Below are 14,726 nucleotides of genomic sequence, written 5' to 3' on the forward strand. Positions count from 1 at the left end.
GATAAGATGGCACGTGCAGTCACCACCCGGCACAAGACGATTGCGACTGCGGCCGCCTGGATCGTCGCCCTGCTGATCTTCTTCCCGATCCTCTATACGATCATCACCTCGTTCAAGTCGGAGCAGGAGGCCATCCAGGGCTTCAACCTGTTCCCGTCGGGAACCATGGAGAGCTATTCCGAGGTCCAGGCGCAGAACGGCTATTTCAAATTCTTCCTCAACTCGGTGTTCCTCTCGGTCGGCTCGACCGTCCTGGCTCTGCTCGTCGCCATACCGGCGGCATGGTCGATGGCGTTTTCGCCGGGCAAACGCACCAAGGACATTCTGATGTGGATGCTTTCCACCAAGATGATGCCGGCCGTCGCGGTGCTGTTTCCGATCTATCTGATCTTCCGCGACACCGGATTGCTCGACAGCCGCATCGGCCTGATGGTCATGCTGATGCTGATCAACCTGCCGATCGTGGTCTGGATGCTCTACACCTATTTTCGCGAGATCCCTGGCGAGATCCTGGAAGCGGCGCGCATGGACGGCGCATCGCTGTGGAACGAGATAATCTACGTGCTGACACCGATGGCGGTGCCCGGCATCGCCTCGACCATGCTGCTTAACATCATTCTCGCCTGGAACGAGGCGTTCTGGACGATCCGGCTGACCACCACCGAGGCAGCGCCGCTTACCGCTTTCATCAGCTCCTTCTCCAGTCCGCAGGGGCTGTTCTGGGCCAAGCTTTCGGCCGCCTCGACGCTGGCGATCGCGCCGATCCTGATCATGGGCTGGTTCAGCCAGAAGCAGCTGGTCCGAGGCCTGACATTCGGTGCGGTAAAGTAGCGGGCATCGCCTGACGCAAAACGAAAAGGATAGCCCTTCGGGGGAGGAAACCATGGGAAACATCACGCTCAAGAACGTCTCCAAATCCTTCGGGGCGACGTCCATCATCCCCGGCCTTGATCTGGTCATCGAGGACGGAGAGTTCGTCGTCTTCGTCGGTCCGTCGGGCTGCGGCAAATCCACCCTGTTGCGTCTGATCGCCGGTCTGGAGGATACCAGCGGCGGCACCATCATCATCGATGGCCGCGACGTCACCGGGGAGGCGCCGGCCAAGCGTAAGCTGGCCATGGTGTTCCAGTCCTATGCGCTCTACCCGCACATGACGGTGGCCAAGAACATCGCCTTCCCGCTGAAGATGGCGGGCGAGGACCAGGCAACCATCGACAAGAAGGTGAAGGACGCCGCGCGGATCCTGAACCTCACCAACTACCTCGACCGCCGCCCCGGCCAGCTCTCCGGCGGCCAGCGGCAGCGTGTCGCCATCGGCCGCGCCATCGTCCGCCAGCCATCGGCCTTCCTGTTCGACGAACCGTTGTCCAATCTCGACGCGGCGCTGCGCGGCACCATGCGGCTGGAAATCAGTGAACTGCACCACCAGCTCCAGACCACCATGGTCTACGTCACCCACGACCAGATCGAGGCGATGACCATGGCCGACAAGATCGTCGTGCTCAATGCCGGCAATATCGAGCAGGTCGGCTCGCCGATGGAGCTCTACAAGACGCCGAAGAACCTGTTCGTTGCCGGCTTCATAGGTTCGCCGAAGATGAACCTGATCGAAGGCGCGCCGGCCGCCAAATATGGCGCCAAGACAGTCGGCATCCGCCCGGAGCATATGAACATTTCGAAGGCGTCAGGCGACTGGAAGGCGACGGTCGGCGTTGCCGAGCATCTCGGCTCCGACACGTTTTTGCACGTCCAGGCGGATGGCGTCGGGCAGCTGACGGTGCGTGCCGACGGCGAATTGGCCGCCCATCACGGCGACACGATCTATCTGACGCCGGACAAGGCCAAGCTGCATCGTTTCGGCACCGATGGGAAGGCGATGCTGCAATGAGGCTCCGGGGTAAATCGGCGCTGATCACCGGATCGGCGCGCGGCATCGGCAGGGCGTTCGCCGAAGCCTACATGCGGGAGGGAGCGACGGTCGCCATCGGCGACATCAATCTCGAGGCTGCCGAGAAGACGGCTTCCGAAATCGGCGGCAACGCCTACGCGGTGATGCTGGACGTCACCGATCTCGCGTCGATCGATGCGGCCGTCAAGGCGGTCGAAACCAGGGCCGGCAGCCTCGATATCTTGATCAACAACGCCGCCCTGTTCGACCTGGCGCCGATCGTCGAGATCACCAAGACAAGCTACGACAAATTGTTTTCGGTCAACGTCGCCGGCACGCTGTTTACGTTGCAGGCCGCCGCCCGTTCTATGATTGCCCGCGGCAAGGGCGGCAAGATCATCAACATGGCAAGCCAAGCCGGGCGCCGCGGCGAGGCGCTGGTCGCCGTCTACTGCGCCACCAAGGCGGCGGTCATCTCGCTCACCCAGTCGGCAGGGCTCGACCTGATCAAACACGGCATCAATGTCAACGCGATAGCACCGGGGGTCGTTGACGGCGAGCACTGGGATCATGTCGATGCCTTGTTCGCCAAGTTCGAGAACCGGCCGAGGGGCGAGAAGAAGAGACTGGTCGGCGAAGCCGTGCCTTATGGCCGCATGGGCACGGCGCAAGACCTCACCGGCATGGCGGTGTTCCTGGCCAGCGATGAGGCCGGATACATCGTCGCCCAGACCTACAATGTCGATGGCGGCCAGTGGATGAGTTGAGGGGGGCGAAGGCGCTCTTCTCCCCGTCTCCTCCACGGGGGGAAGAGCCGTCCCGCTAAAGGGTAAAGCAGATGACCGTGAAACTCTCTTCTTCCATCCTAGCCAAGCTGCCGCCCAAGGTCGCCGGCCCGAAATACGATCGCGCCGCGCTCAAGGCCGGCATCGTGCATTTCGGCGTCGGCAATTTCCATCGCTCGCACCAGGCCGTCTACCTCGACGACCTGTTCAACTCGGGCGTTGGCCACGACTGGGCTATCGTCGGCGCCGGCGTCTTCGAGGGCGAGAAGGTCGGCCGCGGCAAGCTGCAGGAGCAGGACTGGCTGACCACCGTGGTCGAGCAGGACAGCGGCCATATGAGCGCGCGCGTCACCGGCGTCATGATCGACTTCCTGGTGCCTGGCGACGCGATCGCAATTGTCGAGCGGCTTGCCGATCCGGCGATCAAGATCGTTTCCCTGACTATCACCGAGGGCGGCTATTTCATCGATCCGGCTTCTGGCGTCTTCAATCCGACACATCCCGACATCGTTGCCGACGCTGAGCCGGGGGCGACGCCGAAGACCGTCTTCGGCCTCATCCTCGCCGGGCTGCTACGCCGCCGCGCCGACGGTATCGTGCCCTTCACCGTCATGTCCTGCGACAACATCCCCCATAACGGCCATGTCACCTCAGATGGCGTCATCGGCCTTGCGCGGCTGATCGACGAAGGTTTGGCAAACTGGGTGAGCGAGAAGGTTGCCTTTCCCAATGGCATGGTCGATCGCATCACGCCGGCCACCACCGACCGCGAGCGCGGCATTCTCGCCAGCGAGTTCGGCCTCGACGACAATTGGCCGGTGTTTTGCGAACCGTTTAAGCAATGGGTGCTGGAGGACCGTTTCACCGACGGCCGGCCGCCGCTGGAAAAGGTCGGCGTGCAGTTCGTCAGCGACGTCGCGCCCTATGAGCTGATGAAGATCCGCATCCTCAATGGCGGCCATGCGACCATCGCCTATCCGGCCGGGCTGATGGACATCCATTTCGTCCATGAGGCGATGCATGAGCCGCTGGTACGCGGCTTCCTCGACAAGCTCGAGCATAATGAGATCATCCCGACCGTGCCGCCGGTTCCGGACACCGACCTCGAAGATTACTACCAGCTCATCGAGCACCGCTTCTCCAATCCGAAGATCGGCGACACCATACGCCGGCTTTGCCTCGACGGCTCCAACCGCCAGCCGAAATTCATCATTCCGACGATCGCCGACCGGCTGAAGGCTGGCAAAAGCGTCACCGGCCTGGCGCTGGAATCTGCGCTCTGGTGTCGCTACTGCTTCGGCACGACGGATTCCGGTGCCGTCACCGAGCCCAACGACCCTAACTGGGGCCGGTTGCAGGCGACGGCCAAGGCGGCCAGGGACATGCCTGGCGCCTGGCTTGCCATGGAGGACATCTATGGCGATGTCGGCCGCTCGCCGCCCTTCGCCGAAGCGTTCGCCCATGCGCTCAAATCGCTGTGGGCGGACGGCGCGCGCGCGACACTGACGCGCTATCTCGCCGGCGACCTCTGAAGCCGATCCAGCGCGATGACGCCTGAACTGGTCATTTTCGACTGTGACGGCGTGCTGGTGGACAGTGAGATGCTGTCCGTCTCGGCATTGCTGGAGATGATCGCGCTTGCCGGCGGCAACGTCAGCGAGGACATTGCCTACGAGCACTTCCTCGGCAAGAGCATGAAGAGCGTCCGCGAAATCCTCGCAAGCGACTTCGGGCTCGATCTCACCGACCAGCATCTGACCGAGATGCGCTCCGAACTGATGCGCAAGTTCCGCCAGGAGCTGAAACCGATGCCAGGCATCGCACAGGTCCTGCCGAAGCTCGGCGTGCCGTGCTGCGTCGCCTCCTCCGGCACGCTGGAGCGCATCCGCTATGCGCTCGAGGTTACGGGGCTGCTTGGGCTGCTCGAGCCGCATCTGTTCAGCGCTGCCATGGTGGCGCGGGGCAAACCGGCGCCCGATCTCTTTCTCCATGCAGCAGATAAAATGAGAGCGGCCCCGCGAAACTGCCTCGTCGTCGAGGACAGCCCGGCCGGCATCGAAGCGGCGCGGGCGGCCGGCATGCGCGTCCTTGCCTTCACCGGCGGCTCGCACACCGGCAACCCGGCCTTGAAAGCGCGGCTTGCGTCGAGTGAGCCGGACTTTATATTCGCTGACATGCTGCAATTGCCCGATCTGATTGCAGGCCTGGGAGCGAGAGCAAGAACACCTTGACCAATAGTTTCGTTTGCGCGGTCGATGTCGGCACCGGAAGCGCCCGTGCCGGCATTCTCGACACCGGTGGCGCCTTGCTCGGCCGCGCCGAGCACCCGATCGCCATGCAACAGCCGAAGGCCGATCACGCCGAGCACGATTCGCAGGATATCTGGTCGGCGGTGTGCAGTGCCGTGCGTGCTGCCCGCGAAAAGGCGCACGTGAAGGCTGAGGATATCGTCGGCATCTCTTTTGACGCCACCTGCTCGCTGGTGGTGCGGGACCGGCATGGCGGCCAGCTCAGCGTATCCGTTACTGGCGAAAGGCGCTGGGACACCATCGTCTGGCTCGACCATCGCGCAATTGCCGAGGCCGATGAATGCACCGAAAGCGGCCACGCCGTGCTCGACTATATCGGCGGCGTCATGTCGCCGGAAATGGAAACGCCGAAGCTGATGTGGCTGAAGCGCAACCTGCCCGGAACATGGAACGAAGCCGGCTACCTGTTCGACCTTACCGACTTCCTCACCTGGAAGGCGACCGGCTCGCTCGCCCGTTCGCAATGCACGCTGACCGCCAAATGGACCTATCTGGCCCATGAAGCGACCGGCTGGCGGCGCGACTTCTTCGAAGCGGTCGGGCTCGGCGACCTTTTCGAGCACGGCAATTTGCCAGAGAAGGCGAGCCCGGTCGGCGCAGATATCGGTCCGCTCAGCGCGCAAGCCGCGGCGGAGCTTGGCCTCACCGAAAAATGCCGGGTCGGCGCCGGCGTCATCGATGCCTATGCCGGCGCGCTCGGCGTGCTCGGCGGTTTCGCAGGTGACGCGACGAACATCGGCCGCCATCTGGCCCTGATTGCCGGTACGTCGAGTTGCGTCATGGCGATGTCGCCAGATCCGCAGCCTTTCGCCGGTGTCTGGGGGCCATATTATGGCGCAGCCCTTCCCGGTCTTTGGCTGTCGGAAGGCGGCCAGTCGGCCACAGGAGCGCTGCTCGATCACATCATCCGCTGGCATGGCGCCGGCGGCGAGCCGGATGCCGTAATGCATGCCAGGATCGCCCGCCGCGTCGCCGAGCTGCGCGCCGCCGAGGGTGGCAACCTCGCCGCAAGGCTGCATGTATTGCCGGATTTCCATGGCAACCGCTCGCCGCTTGCCGACCCGCATGCCGTCGGCGTCATTAGCGGACTGACACTGGATTCCTCCTTCGACAGCCTGTGCAAGCTTTACTGGCGCACCGCCGTCAGCATCGCGCTTGGCGTCCGCCATGTGCTGGAAGCACTGAACGAGAACGGCTATCTGATCGACACGCTGCACGTCACCGGCGGCCACACTAAGAACCCGCTGTTGATGGAACTCTATGCCGACGCCACCGGCTGCACGGTGGTCGAGCCGCTGGCGGACGAGGCGGTGCTGCTCGGCACCGGCATGATTGCCGCCACCGCGGCCAGGCTTTTTCCCGATTTGAATGCCGCCTGCGTTGCCATGCAGCAAGGCGGCAGGACGCGAGAGCCCAATCCGGCTGCCGCCGGCCGGTTCGACCGCGACTACCGCGTGTTCCTCGAAATGCACAGGCAAAGGCGGTCGCTGGACGCGATCATATAGGTCGAACGGCTTTCACGCGCTATCGCTGGTTCCAGCGCCGAACAACCGGCTCGTCGAGATCATGCTCATAACCGAGCACGCTTATGCTGGCGGTATCCAGCACGAACAGCGCGCCCTCTTGCGGCGGCAGGCCGAGCCAGCGCGCAGCCAGCACTCGCAGGAAATGCGAGCTTGAAAACACCAGGATGTTGCCGTTGGCCTGGCGCAGCTGGCTGACGATGCGGTCCGCCCTCGAGCCGACGTCCGCGGCTGATTCGCCCCTCGGGCAACCGTCGCGAAAGAGACGCCAGCCTGGACGTTCGGCAAGGATTTGCTTGGTGGTCAATCCCTCATAGGCACCATAATCCCACTCTGCCAGATCGTCCTTTTTTACGCCCGAAGAGCCGAAGCCGGCCAGCGCACAGGTGTTGAAGGCGCGCTGCGACGGGCTCGACCACACCGCCGAGAAGGACAGGCCCTTTAGCCGCTCAGTGACCCGCCTCGCAGCATCTTCGCCGGCCGGCGTCAGCGGTATGTCGGTCCGGCCGGTATGCTTTCCGGACGCACTCCACTCCGTCTCGCCATGCCGAACCAGATAGATTTCGGGAAACGCGCTCATCAGGGTGCCTTTCAAATGAATCCACCGTGACCATAGCGGCTTCCATAGCCGCTCCAACAGCCTGCACTGAACCGACTGGCTTAACCCTTCCGCAAGTCAGCCCCTTGCCACCGGTGCCTATTTCATAGACAAACCCGTCGTAATGCGGAATCCGGCCGATCGTGGCCGTTTCCGCGCTGAGACGCGGCTTCCGGCTCTTGCCGACGTGCCGCAATCGGATAGGCGGAAAACTGGAATGTCTGCGATCGAAGCCGACGCTCGCGCGCCGGAAAACCTTTGGCGTCGGGAAATCAGGGCGATGCTGGCGCTCGCCTGGCCGATGGTGCTGACCAATCTCGGCCAGACCGCGATGACCGCTACCGACGTCATGATGATGGGGCGGCTGGGGCCGGACACGCTGGCCAGCGGCGCGCTTGGCGCCAACCTCTACTTCATGCCGCTGATCTTTGGACTTGGCCTGATGCTGGCGACCTCGCCGATGATGGCGACCGAGCTCGGCCGTCGCCGCCACTCGGTGCGCGACCTGCGCCGCACCGTGCGCCAGGGTCTGTGGCTGGCGATCCTCATCTGCCTTCCGATATGGGTCCTTCTCTGGCACGGCGAGAGCGTGCTGCTGGCCATGGGTCAGGAGCCTGCGCTGGCGCATCAGGCGGGTATCTATCTGCGCTGGCTCGAATGGGCGGTGCTGCCCTTTTTCGGCTATATCGTCCTGCGCTCGTTCATTTCGGCGCTGGAGCGGCCGGGCTGGGCACTGATCATCGTTTTCGTTGCCGTCGCCTGCAATGCCTTCTTCAACTGGCTGTTCATGTTCGGCAATCTCGGCATCCCTTCGATGGGCATCGCCGGCTCCGGCCTTGCCACCACTCTGTCCAGCACGCTGATGTTCGCCGGCATGGCGACGGTGGTGATGCTTGAGAAGAAATTCCGGCGCTATCGCCTGTTCGGACGCTTCTGGCGCGCCGATTGGCCGCGCTTCAAGGGCCTGCTGCGGCTCGGCCTGCCGATCGCCGGCCTGCTGGCGTTCGAGGTGACGATCTTCAACGCGGCGGCCTTTCTCATGGGCCTGATCGACGCGGCTTCGCTTGCCGCGCATGCGATCGCCATCCAGATCGCCTCGGTCACGTTCATGGTTCCGCTCGGCCTCAACCAGGCGGTGACGGTGCGCGTCGGGCTTGCCCACGGCGCCGGCAATCCGGAAGGTGTCAGCCGGGCTGGCTGGACCGCCTATGTCGTCGGTGTCTCCTTCATGGCGCTGATGGGGCTGGTGATGATCTTGTGGCCGCATCTCTTGATCGGCGCCTTCATCGATGTGGGCAATCCGGCTAATGCCGAAGTGGTGGCGCTTGCCGTGTCGTTCCTCGCTTTTGCCGCGCTGTTCCAGGTTTTTGACGGCGCGCAGGCGGTAGCCAGCGGCATGCTGCGCGGGCTGCACGACACCAAGGTGCCGATGATTTACGCCGCGATCGGCTATTGGGGCATCGGCCTGCCGCTCGGCGTGCTGCTCGCCTTCCGTTTCGGCTTCCATGGCGTCGGCATCTGGATCGGCCTGTCGTCGGGACTGGCGGTGGTTGCTGCACTCCTGCTGGGGCGCTGGCTGCGGCGGGACAGAATCGCGCCGCCGCTGGTATTCGGGCGTTGAATTGCTGGTCGCCCGGCTCAGCGGGCGGCCGCCCGCTGCTCGAGCGAACGTGCGTATTGCGTCAGCGGGAAGCACATGACGAAGAAGATCAGCGCTACCAGCCCATAGACTTTGAACGGTTCGAAGGTCGCATTGTTGATCGCGTTGGATGTCCTCACCAACTCCTCGAAACCGATGATCGAGGTCAGCGCAGTCGACTTGATCAGCTGCACCAGGAAGCCGACGGTCGGCGCGCGGGTGATCGAAAACGCCTGCGGCAGGATGATCAGCCTGAGCTCCTGCAGGTAGTGCAGGCCGAGGCTGGCGCCGGCGTCCCACTGGCCGCGCGGCAGCGCATCGACGCCGCCGCGCCAGATCTCGGCGAGATAGGCGCTGGCGAAGAAGGTCAGGCCAAGCACCGCCGCGGTCCACGGCTCGATGCGCAAGCCAAGCATCGGCAAGCCGAAGAACATCAGGAAGAGCTGCATCAGCAGCGGTGTGCCCTGGAAAAGCGCGATGTAGCCGGAGGCAAGCCGCCGCGCCCATTTATTTTTGGCGATCCGGAAGAACAGCACGATCATGCCGACCACGGCGCCGCCCATAAACGCAGCCAACGACAAGAGCACCGTCCAGCGCGCCGCCAGCAGCAGATTGCGCAGAATGTCCCAGAAGGTGAATTCGATCATGACACGCCGGCTCCAAGAAGCCGGCGGCCGCCGCCGACCAGCAGCCGGCGCAGCCCAATCGACAAGGCGAGATAGACCATCGTCACCACGAAATAGGTCTCGAAAGCCCGGAACGTGCGCGCCTGCAGCATGTCGGCTTCATAGGTCAGCTCGCGCACCGCGATCTGCGACACCACGGCGGATTCCAGCATCATGATGACGATCTGGCTGGTCAGCGCCGGATAGATCACCTTGAGTGCCTGCGGCAGCACGATCTTGATGAAGACCTGGCGCGGCCTGAGCCCAAGCGCCAGTGCCGCTTCCGTCTGCCCGGGCGGCACCGCGTCGAGCCCGGCGCCAACGATCTCGATCGTGTAGGCGGCCATGTTGAGCGTCATCGCCAACATGGCTGCCAGCACCGGATCGAGCCTGACGCCGATGCTGGGCAGCCCGAAGAAGATGAAGAACAGCTGCACCAGGAACGGCGTGTTGCGGATCACCTCGACATACCAGCCGATCGCCCGCTTGAGCAGCAGCGGACCGTTCCGCCGCCCTGCCGCGCCGAGGATGCTGAGCAACGTTCCCGCCAGCGTGGTCACAGCGATCAGCAGGATCGTCGTGGCCGCGCCGCGCGCGATCGCCCCTGTCGCCCCGGCAAGCCAGCCGAAGTCGAGGCTATAGGTCACTGGCCGTCAATCCTTGAGATTTGCGGGATCGAGCGGTGTCTTCAGCCAGGCCTTCGAGCTTTCGTCCAGTTTGCCGTCGGCCAGCATCTTGGCGACCGCATCATTGACCGCTTGTTTGAGGCGGTCTTCCTTCTTGTTGAGGCCGATATGCGAGGGCGAGGTGAGAAGCTGGAATTTCTGCTCCGGCTTCAGTTCCTCCTGGCGAGCCAGCACCTGGGCGCCGACATCGTTGCCGACCACCATCAGTTGGGTCTGGCCCGAGATGAACGCCTGGATGACGGAATTATAGTTGTCGAAACGGCGGATGTCGGCCGAGGCGGGTGCCGCCTCGGTCAGCGAGGTGTCCTCCAGCGTGCCGCGATTGACGGCGATCGACTTGTCGGCAAGGTCTTCCTTGCCTTTGACCGAGAGTGCTGCCGGGCCGATGACGGCGATGTAGTAGGGTGCGTAGGCGGCGGCGAAATCGATCACCTGCTCACGCTCCTTGGAGTAGCCGACGCTCATCAGCAGGTCGACGCGCTTGTCGGTAAGATACGGAATGCGGTTCTGGCCGGTCACGCTGACCAGGTTGAGCTTGACCTTGAGCTGGTCGGCGATGGATTGCGCCACGTCGATGTCGTAGCCCTTGATGCTCATGTCGGCGCTGGCCGAGGAGAAGGGCGGGAAGTCGGAAAAGATGCCGACATTGATCGCACCGGCCTTGGCGATGTCGTCGATGGCGTCGGCATTGACGGCCTGGGTGGTGAAAGCAAGACCGGTCGCGCCGAGCATCAGCACGGCGGCGATGGATGATTTGAGTTTCATGTGAAGTGTCATTGTCATTCCCCTGCTGGAAGCTTGTTTGTTGAATGCAACCGCCGGCTCCAGCGCGGCGGTCGCCTTTGGATTCTCTAGTGGACCATGATCTTCTCCGAAAACCGGTTCCCACTTTTCGGGATCATGGTCGAGCTGCGTCAGCCTGCCCTGCCGGCAATCGCCGGGCTGAACACCATCAGGCTGAGGATCTCGAACAGCACCTGCGCGCCGGCATGCGCCGTGTTGGTGGTCGCGTCATATTGCGGCGCCACCTCGACGACGTCGCCGCCGACGATGTTGAGGCCCTTCAGGCCGCGCAGCAGCTCGAGCACTTCCCGCGTCGTCAGCCCACCGACCTCCGGCGTGCCGGTGCCCGGTGCGAAGGCCGGATCGATGCTGTCGATGTCGAAGGAGACATAAGTCGGGCCGTCGCCGACTATCCTGCGCGCCTTCTCGATAATGGCGGGAATGCCGAGGCCGGTCACCTCTTCGGCATGCACCACGGTCATGCCGGACTCATAGGTGAACTCCCACAGATATTCGGCCGAGCCGCGAATGCCGATCTGGATGGTGCGGCTCGGGTCGAGCACGCCGTCCAGCACCGCGTTGCGGAACGGCCCGCCATGGTGGAACTTGGTCATGTCGAACAGGCCGCTGGTATCGCAGTGGGCGTCGATATGGATCATGCCCACCGGCGCCTTCTTGCCGACAGCCTTCAGGATCGGGTGGCTGATCGAATGGTCGCCGCCGACTGAAAGCGGAAGAACCCCTGCGTCGACGATCTGGTTGGTGCGGCGTTCGATGTCGTCATGGCTGGTCTCCAGCCGGTAGCGGCTCTGGAACGGCACGTCGCCGATGTCGGCGACCTTCAGCTCATGCGTCGGCGCGCATTCCAGCACATGATTGTAGGGGCCGATGCGCTCGATGGCGCGCAACGCCCGTGGCCCGAAACGGGCGCCCGGCCGGTTGGTGACGCCAAGATCCATCGGCACGCCGATCATCGCCACCTGCAGATCGCCGAAATCCGGATTGTCGGCGGCGATTTCACGATAGGGCGCCGCGAGGAAGGTCGGGATGCCGGAATAGGGCGCCAGCCGCGTGCCGGTCTTGGAGAAGATCTTGTCGGCGACACGCTGGAATTTCGGGTCGAACATTTCGCCGCCATGGCTCTCGCCATATTTGCGGCGCAACGCTTCGAGCTTGCCGCGGTCGTAACCCATGTCGGTCCTCCATGGCTGGTGCGGTGCGCGGACGGCGGCCTCGATAGCCGCAGCGTTGGCTGCCTGCAGATTTCACGTCTTGATGCAATGCCTGGGCAAAGTGTCCTGTAGCTGCATTGAAAAATCAATTGATATTGTTAGGGTGTTCGCTGTGAGAAAATCTCACAGAGTTCAGGTTCCAAATGGCCAAGCGTTTGCCACCGCTCAACCCGCTGCGCGCCTTCGAGGCGACGGCGCGCCATGCCTCACTGAGCAAGGCGGCGGCCGAGCTGAACGTCACCCACGGCGCCATCAGTCATCAGATCAAGGCGCTCGAGCAATCATTGGGCGTCAAGCTGTTCGAGCGTGCCGGCCAGCGGGTGAAGCTGACGCCGCACGGCGCCGAGTTGCTGCCGGCGGTGTCGACCGCCTTCGACGGCATTGCGGCCGCCACGCAGCGCATGACACGGCCGGCCAGCACCGGCGCGCTGTCGGTATCGTGCGTGCCGGCTCTGCTGTTGCTATGGATGATCCCGCGGCTGGGCAGCTTCACCTCGCAATATCCGGATATCAGGCTGACGCTGATCCCATCCAATGACGCCAAGGACGTCCGCGCCCCGCATATCGATGTCTGCGTGCACTATGGCGACGGCAGCTGGACCGACTGCTGGATGCGCAAATGGTCGGGTCTCGAACTGTTCCCGGTGGTCAGTCCGACGCTGATCAACAACCGCCCGATCCGCACCGTCCGCGACCTCGCCGATCACGTCTTCCTGCATGGCGATGACGGCCGCGAATGGCACACCTGGCTGGCCGCCGCGGACGCACAGGACCTCGAGCGCGGCCGCCGCCATCATCTCGGCGATGCGCGCATGGCGACCGAGGCCGCGGTTCACGGCCATGGCGTGGCGCTCGGCGATACGGTGACGGCAAGCGGACTGCTCGCCAGGGGTCTGCTTGTCGCCCCGTTCAGCCTTTCCGTGCCGGCGGTCGACGATTTCTACGTCGTCTGCCGCAACGAGATGCGGTCGGCGCCGATCGTGCAATTGTTCATCGACTGGCTGTTTGCCGAGAAAGAGCAGGCCGACCGCCGCGCCGACGCGCCGGTGGCAGGTCGCATCGGCATTCGCCGCAAGCGTCCAGCGCTCAAGGTGGTCGGCTCCAAGACTGCATCCTGAGGCCGAAACTGCCGCAGGCGCCGCTTGCCGCAGGGGCTTCTTTTTGTCGGGCCAGCCCGCAAAGCGGGAGGCGCGTTCAAAAATTCGATGCTAAGAGGCATTTGGAGCAATTCCAGGAAAAGTGCGCAGCGGTTTTCCGTCCGGATTGCGATAGACAAAAGCTAGAGCGAGCAGCGAAGGCGCATTGAGCGATGGCAAAGACCGATATAGCGCGGCGCGTCTACAACCACACCTGGAAGCTCGACCCGATAATCCGTAGCTTGCTCGACACCGATTTCTACAAGCTTCTGATGCTGCAGATGATCTGGGGCATGTATCCCAAGGTCGACGCCACCTTCACGCTGATCAACCGAACCACCTCGGTCCGCCTTGCCGAGGAGATCGATGAGACGGAGCTGCGCGAGCAGCTCGACCATGCCCGCACCTTGCGCTTCTCGAAGAAAGAGATGATCTGGCTCGGCGGCAACACCTTCTATGGCCGCAAGCAGATCTTCGAACCGGAATTCCTCGCCTGGCTGGAAAATTTCCGGCTGCCCGAATACGAGCTTTCCAAGCGCGACGGCCAATACGAACTCGCCTTCAGCGGCCCGTGGATGTACACGACGCTGTGGGAGATCCCGGCGCTGGCAATTATCAATGAACTTCGATCGCGCGCGGCCATGCGGGCGTTCGGGCCGTTCGCGCTCGACGTGCTCTATGCCCGCGCCAAGGCCAAGATGTGGGCCAAGACCGAGCGGCTGAAGGCGCTGCCCGGCATCCGCATCTCGGATTTCGGCACCCGCCGCCGCCATTCTTTCCTGTGGCAGCGCTGGTGCGTCGAAGCGTTGAAGGAGGGCATCGGCGAGGCCTTCACCGGCACCTCCAATGTGCTGCTCGCCATGGACAACGATCTCGAGGCGCTCGGCACCAACGCGCATGAACTGCCGATGGTGTTCGCCGCGCTCACCAATTCGGAAAAGGAATTGAAACAGTCGCCCTACAACGTGCTGCAGGACTGGCAGCGCTACTACGGCGGTAACTTGCTTATCGTACTGCCGGACACCTTCGGCACCGCGGCGTTCCTGCGCGATGCACCGGACTGGGTCGCCGACTGGACCGGCTTCCGCCCCGACAGCGCACCGCCGATCGAAGGCGGCGAGAAGATCATTTCCTGGTGGCGCGAAAAGGGCAAGGACCCCAAGCAGAAGCTGCTCATCTTCTCGGATGGGCTAGAGGTCGAGACCATCGAGGAGACCTACCGCCACTTCCGCGGCAAGGTGCGCATGTCCTTCGGCTGGGGTACCAACCTGACCAATGATTTCGAGGGCTGCGCGCCGACCGAGACCAACCGGCTAGACGCCATCTCGCTGGTCTGCAAGGTCACCGAAGCCAACGGCAGGCCGGCGGTCAAGCTTTCCGACAATCCGGCCAAGTCGACCGGCGACGAGAAAGAGATCGAGCGCTATTTGCGGATATTCGGCCAGAAGGATCGCGTGGAGCAACTGGTGAAAGTGTGAGGTA

Annotated in this window: 14 protein-coding genes; 9 read left to right on the forward strand and 5 right to left on the reverse strand. The window is 63.4% G+C overall.

The window, feature by feature from the left end:
* The first annotated feature begins 6 nt into the window (after positions 1-6).
* The 6 genes from NKJ17_RS00720 (at position 7) to NKJ17_RS00745 (ending at position 6,487) form a co-directional block, all read left to right on the forward strand.
* Positions 7-831, forward strand: a complete 825-nt coding sequence (locus tag NKJ17_RS00720) for a carbohydrate ABC transporter permease (RefSeq protein WP_352476993.1) — start codon at positions 7-9, stop codon at positions 829-831.
* 52 nt (positions 832-883) lie between these two features.
* Positions 884-1,888 (forward strand): ABC transporter ATP-binding protein, encoded by a 1,005-nt coding sequence (locus NKJ17_RS00725; protein ID WP_352686356.1) that lies wholly within the window; start codon positions 884-886, stop codon positions 1,886-1,888.
* Entirely contained in the window at positions 1,885-2,655 is a 771-nt protein-coding gene (locus tag NKJ17_RS00730) for an L-iditol 2-dehydrogenase (RefSeq protein ID WP_352686359.1), read from the forward strand. Before NKJ17_RS00725 ends, NKJ17_RS00730 begins: the two co-directional genes overlap by 4 nt.
* A 71-nt stretch (positions 2,656-2,726) precedes the next feature.
* Complete coding sequence (locus NKJ17_RS00735) at positions 2,727-4,205, forward strand: mannitol dehydrogenase family protein (RefSeq protein WP_352686362.1); 1,479 nt, start codon at positions 2,727-2,729, stop codon at positions 4,203-4,205.
* A gap of 15 nt (positions 4,206-4,220) precedes the next feature.
* Positions 4,221-4,904, forward strand: coding sequence for an HAD family hydrolase (locus NKJ17_RS00740; protein ID WP_254815839.1), 684 nt, complete (start codon positions 4,221-4,223; stop codon positions 4,902-4,904).
* Positions 4,901-6,487, forward strand: a complete 1,587-nt coding sequence (locus NKJ17_RS00745) for an FGGY-family carbohydrate kinase (protein WP_352686365.1) — start codon at positions 4,901-4,903, stop codon at positions 6,485-6,487. The genes NKJ17_RS00740 and NKJ17_RS00745 overlap by 4 nt, the downstream gene beginning before the upstream one ends.
* A 19-nt stretch (positions 6,488-6,506) precedes the next feature.
* Here the strand turns inward: NKJ17_RS00745 and NKJ17_RS00750 are convergent, their stop codons facing one another.
* Positions 6,507-7,088: a histidine phosphatase family protein gene (locus NKJ17_RS00750; protein ID WP_352686648.1), complete on the reverse strand. Its 582-nt coding sequence runs from the start codon at positions 7,086-7,088 to the stop codon at positions 6,507-6,509.
* Positions 7,089-7,320: 232 nt separating this feature from the next.
* On the opposite strand from NKJ17_RS00750, the gene NKJ17_RS00755 reads away from it, so the two are divergent.
* Positions 7,321-8,724, forward strand: a complete 1,404-nt coding sequence (locus NKJ17_RS00755; RefSeq protein WP_352686368.1) for an MATE family efflux transporter — start codon at positions 7,321-7,323, stop codon at positions 8,722-8,724.
* A gap of 17 nt (positions 8,725-8,741) precedes the next feature.
* On the opposite strand, the gene NKJ17_RS00760 is transcribed toward NKJ17_RS00755, so the two are convergent.
* The 4 genes from NKJ17_RS00760 to speB all read right to left on the reverse strand — a co-directional run bounded on the left by NKJ17_RS00760 (position 8,742) and on the right by speB (position 12,069).
* The gene (locus NKJ17_RS00760) at positions 8,742-9,389 is read right to left on the reverse strand and encodes an amino acid ABC transporter permease (protein WP_352686371.1); all 648 of its coding nucleotides are present in this window, start codon (positions 9,387-9,389) and stop codon (positions 8,742-8,744) included.
* Positions 9,386-10,054: an amino acid ABC transporter permease gene (locus tag NKJ17_RS00765; protein WP_254815843.1), complete on the reverse strand. Its 669-nt coding sequence runs from the start codon at positions 10,052-10,054 to the stop codon at positions 9,386-9,388. Before NKJ17_RS00765 ends, NKJ17_RS00760 begins: the two co-directional genes overlap by 4 nt.
* A gap of 6 nt (positions 10,055-10,060) precedes the next feature.
* A complete protein-coding gene (locus tag NKJ17_RS00770; RefSeq protein ID WP_352686374.1) occupies positions 10,061-10,870 on the reverse strand; it encodes a transporter substrate-binding domain-containing protein in 810 nt (269 codons plus the stop codon).
* A 137-nt stretch (positions 10,871-11,007) separates the two neighbouring features.
* Entirely contained in the window at positions 11,008-12,069 is a 1,062-nt protein-coding gene (speB, locus tag NKJ17_RS00775; protein ID WP_352477003.1) for an agmatinase, read from the reverse strand.
* A 182-nt stretch (positions 12,070-12,251) separates the two neighbouring features.
* On the opposite strand from speB, the gene gcvA reads away from it, so the two are divergent.
* Positions 12,252-13,226, forward strand: coding sequence for a transcriptional regulator GcvA (gene gcvA, locus NKJ17_RS00780; RefSeq protein ID WP_352686377.1), 975 nt, complete (start codon positions 12,252-12,254; stop codon positions 13,224-13,226).
* A gap of 191 nt (positions 13,227-13,417) precedes the next feature.
* Positions 13,418-14,722: a nicotinate phosphoribosyltransferase gene (gene pncB, locus NKJ17_RS00785; protein WP_352686380.1), complete on the forward strand. Its 1,305-nt coding sequence runs from the start codon at positions 13,418-13,420 to the stop codon at positions 14,720-14,722.
* Positions 14,723-14,726: the final 4 nt, after the last annotated feature.

This window comes from Mesorhizobium sp. M0208 (assembly GCF_040322015.1).
Lineage (GTDB): Bacteria > Pseudomonadota > Alphaproteobacteria > Rhizobiales > Rhizobiaceae > Mesorhizobium.

Coding starts and splice junctions, on each gene's coding strand:
- NKJ17_RS00720 (WP_352476993.1), top strand. CDS start 7: ATGGCACGTGCAGTCACCACCCGGCACAAGACGATTGCGACTGCGGCC.
- NKJ17_RS00725 (WP_352686356.1), top strand. CDS start 884: ATGGGAAACATCACGCTCAAGAACGTCTCCAAATCCTTCGGGGCGACG.
- NKJ17_RS00730 (WP_352686359.1), top strand. CDS start 1,885: ATGAGGCTCCGGGGTAAATCGGCGCTGATCACCGGATCGGCGCGCGGC.
- NKJ17_RS00735 (WP_352686362.1), top strand. CDS start 2,727: ATGACCGTGAAACTCTCTTCTTCCATCCTAGCCAAGCTGCCGCCCAAG.
- NKJ17_RS00740 (WP_254815839.1), top strand. CDS start 4,221: ATGACGCCTGAACTGGTCATTTTCGACTGTGACGGCGTGCTGGTGGAC.
- NKJ17_RS00755 (WP_352686368.1), top strand. CDS start 7,321: ATGTCTGCGATCGAAGCCGACGCTCGCGCGCCGGAAAACCTTTGGCGT.
- NKJ17_RS00760 (WP_352686371.1), bottom strand. CDS start 9,389: ATGATCGAATTCACCTTCTGGGACATTCTGCGCAATCTGCTGCTGGCG.
- NKJ17_RS00770 (WP_352686374.1), bottom strand. CDS start 10,870: ATGACACTTCACATGAAACTCAAATCATCCATCGCCGCCGTGCTGATG.
- speB (WP_352477003.1), bottom strand. CDS start 12,069: ATGGGTTACGACCGCGGCAAGCTCGAAGCGTTGCGCCGCAAATATGGC.
- gcvA (WP_352686377.1), top strand. CDS start 12,252: ATGGCCAAGCGTTTGCCACCGCTCAACCCGCTGCGCGCCTTCGAGGCG.
- pncB (WP_352686380.1), top strand. CDS start 13,418: ATGGCAAAGACCGATATAGCGCGGCGCGTCTACAACCACACCTGGAAG.